This is a genomic window from Phenylobacterium sp., assembly GCF_036263695.1.
Lineage (GTDB): Bacteria > Pseudomonadota > Alphaproteobacteria > Caulobacterales > Caulobacteraceae > Phenylobacterium.
This window is the reverse complement of the sequence record NZ_DATAGM010000178.1, coordinates 1-4,843: the sequence shown is the minus strand read 5'-3', so window position 1 is coordinate 4,843 and position 4,843 is coordinate 1. Positions and strand designations below refer to the sequence as shown.

At 69.2% G+C, this 4,843-nt stretch carries 5 protein-coding genes and 1 pseudogene; 3 read left to right on the top strand and 3 right to left on the bottom strand.

From position 1 onward, the window contains the following. From VHK87_RS07290 to VHK87_RS07280, 3 genes and pseudogenes are all read right to left on the bottom strand, one after another. Positions 1-283 (bottom strand): annotated as a pseudogene (locus VHK87_RS07290) (nuclease); the annotation flags it as partial. Positions 284-753: 470 nt separating this feature from the next. Further along, positions 754-1,248, bottom strand: a complete 495-nt coding sequence (locus VHK87_RS07285; RefSeq protein WP_329634239.1) for a sigma-70 family RNA polymerase sigma factor — start codon at positions 1,246-1,248, stop codon at positions 754-756. A gap of 420 nt (positions 1,249-1,668) precedes the next feature. Continuing rightward, complete coding sequence (locus VHK87_RS07280) at positions 1,669-2,310, bottom strand: flavin reductase family protein (RefSeq protein ID WP_329634238.1); 642 nt, start codon at positions 2,308-2,310, stop codon at positions 1,669-1,671. 262 nt (positions 2,311-2,572) lie between these two features. On the opposite strand from VHK87_RS07280, the gene VHK87_RS07275 reads away from it, so the two are divergent. The 3 genes from VHK87_RS07275 to VHK87_RS07265 all read left to right on the top strand — a co-directional run. Next, positions 2,573-3,550, top strand: coding sequence for an alpha/beta hydrolase (locus tag VHK87_RS07275; RefSeq protein ID WP_329634237.1), 978 nt, complete (start codon positions 2,573-2,575; stop codon positions 3,548-3,550). A 146-nt stretch (positions 3,551-3,696) separates the two neighbouring features. Next, positions 3,697-4,548: a hypothetical protein gene (locus VHK87_RS07270; protein ID WP_329634236.1), complete on the top strand. Its 852-nt coding sequence runs from the start codon at positions 3,697-3,699 to the stop codon at positions 4,546-4,548. Between the two features lie 39 nt (positions 4,549-4,587). Beyond that, positions 4,588-4,843, top strand: a 256-nt coding sequence (locus VHK87_RS07265) for an RNA polymerase sigma factor (protein WP_329634235.1), incomplete at its 3' end; no start/stop codon positions are given.

Genomic DNA, 4,843 nt, shown 5'->3' with positions numbered 1-4,843 from the left:
CCCTCTGGGCCAAGGCGCGCCGCGCCCGCTTGCCGCCCGGCGTGTCGAGCTCGGCGGCGTCCACGTTCGCCAGTCGGATCTCCAGCCAGGTGGAAGGCGCCTTGCGCCGCCCGATGCACAGGCTGTCGCCGTCGCCGACATAGCGGACCTTGCCCGCCACCACTTGTCCCGCCCGGAACCCGGACACCGGAGCCGTGCAGGGGTCGGCTTGCACGGGTCCGGCGCAACCCAGCACGACCGCCGCACAGAGGATCCCGAGCCCGGCCCGCCGTCCCACGCTCATTCCAGCCCTCCACCGTGTGCGCAGGCGCTGTCCCCTTCAGCGCTCCAGCCCCTCGAAGGTTCAGCTTAGGGGCCTCCAAGGATGCACAGCGTCGCCAATCCTTCGCGCTTCCCAGCGGCCGAGCCGGCGCGCTCATTCCTAAGCGCCTGGAAGGACATCTCCCGCAGCTGCTCAGAGCCACTCGGTTGCAGAGGCATCTAAGCCTGGTGCAGCGTCATGGGAGGGCGCCGGACAGCTGAAGACGCCTCAGCGACGGCCGCAAGGTTCGAGCCTGATCGGGAGCCTCGCCCGATCTCGCAACTGACGTCGGGCCCGCGTCAGCAGCCAAACCCCACCTGCGGCCATCAGCGTTGCAGCCTCATTCAAAGCGACCGGCTAGCGCCAGCTTTATTTGATCGCCTCCAGCTTGTCTGGCCTTTGGCGGGACCAGGTCACCATCAAAAGTATGGCGCACCGGAGGTTCCGCGGCCTCACGCGGCCAGGGCGCCGTTGAAGCCGGTCGCCAAAACCAGCGCATCGCGCGCCCGCTTCACCCGGCTCTTCATGGTGTTCACCGGACAGCTGCAGACGCTCGCGGCGTCCTCGTAGCTCATTCCTGCCGCGACGACGAGCAGCAGGGCCTCCCGGTGATGCGGCCGCAAGGCGTCCAGAGCCACCAGCATTTCACGATAGTGAAGGCGCCATTCCTGGTCCGGCGGCGCGAGCAAGCTGGCGGTGTGGCGTCCATCCGCATCCCCCACCATCCGGGACGATCCCTTGACGCCCGAATAGAAGGCGTTCCTCAGGATCGTAAAAAGCCAAGCCTGAAGGTTCGTCCCCGGCTCGAAACGCTCCCGCGCCCGCCATGCCTTCAGAACCGTCTCCTGTACGAGGTCGTCGGCGCGGTCACTCACACCGGTCAGGCTCAGAGCGAAGGCGCGCAGACGGGGAAGCATTTCGATCAGCTGATCCTCGAAAGACCTCAAGTACGGCACGGGCGCTCCTGCTTGTATTGGCGGTGCTGTCTGCCCGTCCTCTATTGAAACGTCCGTGAGGGACGTTCTCATCCCTCGTGCATGTCCCCGTCCATCGACGAGGAGTAACCGCACCCGCGCCTGTACATTTCTCCTGCCCGCGCACGGGCGGCTGTGCAGGAATCCGGCCGTGCTGGAGGCGACCCGACTGCCGCCCGCCGAGGGCGATGCTGCTCCGCTCGCCGACGCGCGGCGCGTCAGAATTCGAGGTCTCGGGAAGTGCCGTCCGCTGCGGCGATCCACACGCAAACCCGCATGCAAGCGAGAAGAGGGTTCGCGCTCTTGGTTCCACGCCATCGGCGCTGCCCCCAAGCGCCGCCCCGAAGACAACCCACCCGTGCCGTAGCCGCCGGCGTCCCGGACGGCTCCCGGTTAGGGGCCGATCGGCCAATCCGGCCGGCGCATTTGGAAGAAGGCGTCCGGGCCGATCTCGTAGTAGTCGCCGGATCGGCCGGCGCGGACAATGGGCCGCGCGGCGGCCGTGTCATACCCGCCATCGTCGATCAGGAGGCCCTGGTCGATATGGACCATCACCACCTCACCGAAGACCATCCAGGTGTCGACCCCCGCGCCTTCGGCCCCCTTCAGCTCGAGGAGCTGCGTCACGCGGCACTCGAAGTTAACGGGACTCTCCAACACCCTGGGCGCGCCCACGCGCACGCCGGGCGCAGGCGTGAGGCCAACCAGCTCGAACTCATCCACCGTCGCCGGCGCCGGCGCGCTGGTGAGGTTCATGCGCTCGGCGAGCGCGCGCGTGGCCAGGTTCCAGCAGAACGCCCCCGTCGCCTCGGCATTCCGCAATGTGTCTTTTCGGCCGATCGAAGCGAAGCCGACCAGCGGGGGGCGGTAGTTGAAGGCATTGAAGAAACTGTAGGGCGCCAGGTTCAGGACCCCCTCGGCGCTGACCGTCGAGATCCATCCGATGGGCCGCGGGGCCACGATGGCGTTGAAGGGGTCGTGGCGCAGCCCGTGGCCGAGCGCGGGCTCGTAGGAATAGGCTGTCTCGTCGGCCACGGCTAAAGCTAGCCGACGCCGACACCCGGCGCCAGAACGGGCCGAGGCTCGCCACCCAAGCACCGGAGGCTCGGGGCTTGGGATCGAGGCCTCCGACCCCGCGCGGCCGCAGGTCCGCGCGCAAGTCATGTGCGCCGGCTGGGGGTGTCGCGCAGAAGAGAAGACTTCTCCTGCGCTCCCGCGCGAGACTCCCGCACGAAGGCGCGCATAAGGTCCATCTCAGCAGGCCATGCGGCTTCGGGCCGCCGCCATTGGAGGTGAGATGCTGGGACTCGACTGCACGCTGGAGGGGGTCGCCCGTGGCGAAGGCGAAGCCCTCGTCGAGAGCGGAAGCCTCACTTTCCGCGGGAACGCCGTCGATCCGGCGACCGGCCGCAAGTTCTTCCTGGACTTCCCCTGCGACCTCAAGCCTGGGGAGCCCATCACCTTTGTCCTGAACCTGCACGGCGGCGGCTCGCTCGGGAACTGGCAGCGCCACTACTTTCCTATCGTCGACTTCAAGCAGAGCCACCGCCTGGTGATCGCCACGCCGACGGCCGCCACTCAGCGGCCGCTGGCGCCCGGCGCGCCGCCGGTGCGGGTCTGGTTATCGGAGGAAGACGACCAGCACCTGCAGAACATCGTCGACTTGGCGGTCGCCGAACTGGGGGCGCCGGCGATCCGCGCCTTCTGGCTGGCGGGACACAGCCAGGGCGGCATGACGTCGGCGCGCCTGCTGCATACGCCGTACTTCGCTGACCGCGTCGACGGCTTCCTCAGCCTTTCAGGAGGCCGGCTGGGCCGCGCCGAATGGGCGCCCCGGTTCGGACCGCCCAAAACGGACGGATCGCCACCGGACCCGCGGCCGGCCGCGCCCGCCGCCGAGCCGCCTTCGGCGGACTTCTCATTCATCTACGCTACGGGCGAGCATGAGATCGTCGCCCTGCCCGAGACCTCGCCCTGGGCCGAAAAATACGGCGCGCAGGCCCGCGTTCGCGATCCCGACATCGTCGACGAGCGGCCTGGCCAGATCTGGGACTTCGGGCGCTGCACCTATCCCGTATGGGGTCTCAAGGCCGCGCCGGGGACCGCCGAAGTCTGGCGTTTCCCGAACGCGCGCGATGGGCGGGTGATCGCCGACGTGGTGCGAAGGGGCAAAGGCCATACGGAGGGGCTCGAGCCCCGGGTGACCGAGGCGCTGGTGGCGCTGATGCTGCAGGCGCCGGGCGGAAAGCTCGCCTCAGAAGCTGGGGCGACCTAGCGAACGCGGGACGGGGAAGGCTCTGCCGGAAAGCCGCCCCGGCCGTTTTCCCGGGTCGCCGCACGTAGCTGCAAAAATTCTCTCGACGCTAACCCCGTTCGCGCGGGCGCTGCGTAGGTCGTCATGTAAGGCCCAGGGAGGCGCACATGACGACCACGACGCACACGCAACGGTCCCTTCGGCGGCGCACGCTCCTTGCCGCCGCGGTCTGCGCGCTCGCCGCCGCCGCGGCCCCGACCGCCGGGGCCGTCGCCCCGCCCCTCGTCGACCTTCAAGTGATCGACCGCGAAACGAGGCAGGCCGCGAGGATCTGGCGGCGCGGCGGGCGCCTGTATGTCGCGGGCCGGCCAGGCGCCCGCTATGGCCTGCAGGTCACCAACAACACCCCCGGCCGCGTGCTGGTGGTGATGTCGGTGGACGGCGTGAACATCCTCACCGGCGAGACCGCCGGCTACGGTCAGCGGGGCTATGTCTTCGCCCCTTATGAAACCTACGAGGTCAGCGGGTGGCGGAAATCCGACGCCCAGGTCGCCGCCTTCACCTTCGCCACGTTGTCCAGATCCTACGCAACCCGCACGGGACGCCCCCACGACGTGGGCGTGATCGGCATCGCGGCCTTCACCGAACGCACGGCCCCACCTGTCGCCCTCGCGCCCGCCGCGCCTGAACAGAGCGCCGCCGACACTCTGGAGGAATCCGTCGTCACAGGCGGCCGGCGCGCGCCGCCCCCTGTCCTCAGGGCCGCGCCATCCGGTCAGGTGGCGCGTCGTTCGGAGCGGCTGGGAACAGCGCACGGGGCGCGGGAATGGTCCGCCGTCACGACCGTCTCCTTCCAGCGGGCGACGTCATATCCAAAGTTCGTCCGGCAGATGGAATACGACTCCTACGCGAACCTGGTCGCCAGAGGCGTGATTCCGCGATCAACGCCGACCCCTGGCCGGCCAAGGCCGTTCCCCCAGGAGAACGGCTACGTTCCCGACCCGCCGTATGGACGATAAGTCTCGCCGCCGGCGATGCACCGGCTAAGCTCGGCCGCGATGGAGCCAGCCCGCGAGGACGACGCCGACCTTCTGCGCGCCCACAGCGTGGGGGATCCGCACGCCTTCGCGCGGCTGTATGATCGCTACGACGCCGCCTCGTTCCGGTTCGTGCGCAGGCTCCTGGGGACCGCCCACCGCGAGGCCGCCGAGGACCTGCACCAGGAGACCTGGATGGCCGTGTCCAACAACGCCGCCGCGTTCGATCCCGCCAAGGCCAGCTTCGCGGCCTGGCTCTTCACCATCGCGCGCCGCA

Bases quoted from the DNA above. Each gene is read 5' to 3' on its own strand.
- VHK87_RS07275 (WP_329634237.1), top strand. From the start codon at position 2,573: ATGCTGGGACTCGACTGCACGCTGGAGGGGGTCGCCCGTGGCGAAGGC.
- VHK87_RS07270 (WP_329634236.1), top strand. From the start codon at position 3,697: ATGACGACCACGACGCACACGCAACGGTCCCTTCGGCGGCGCACGCTC.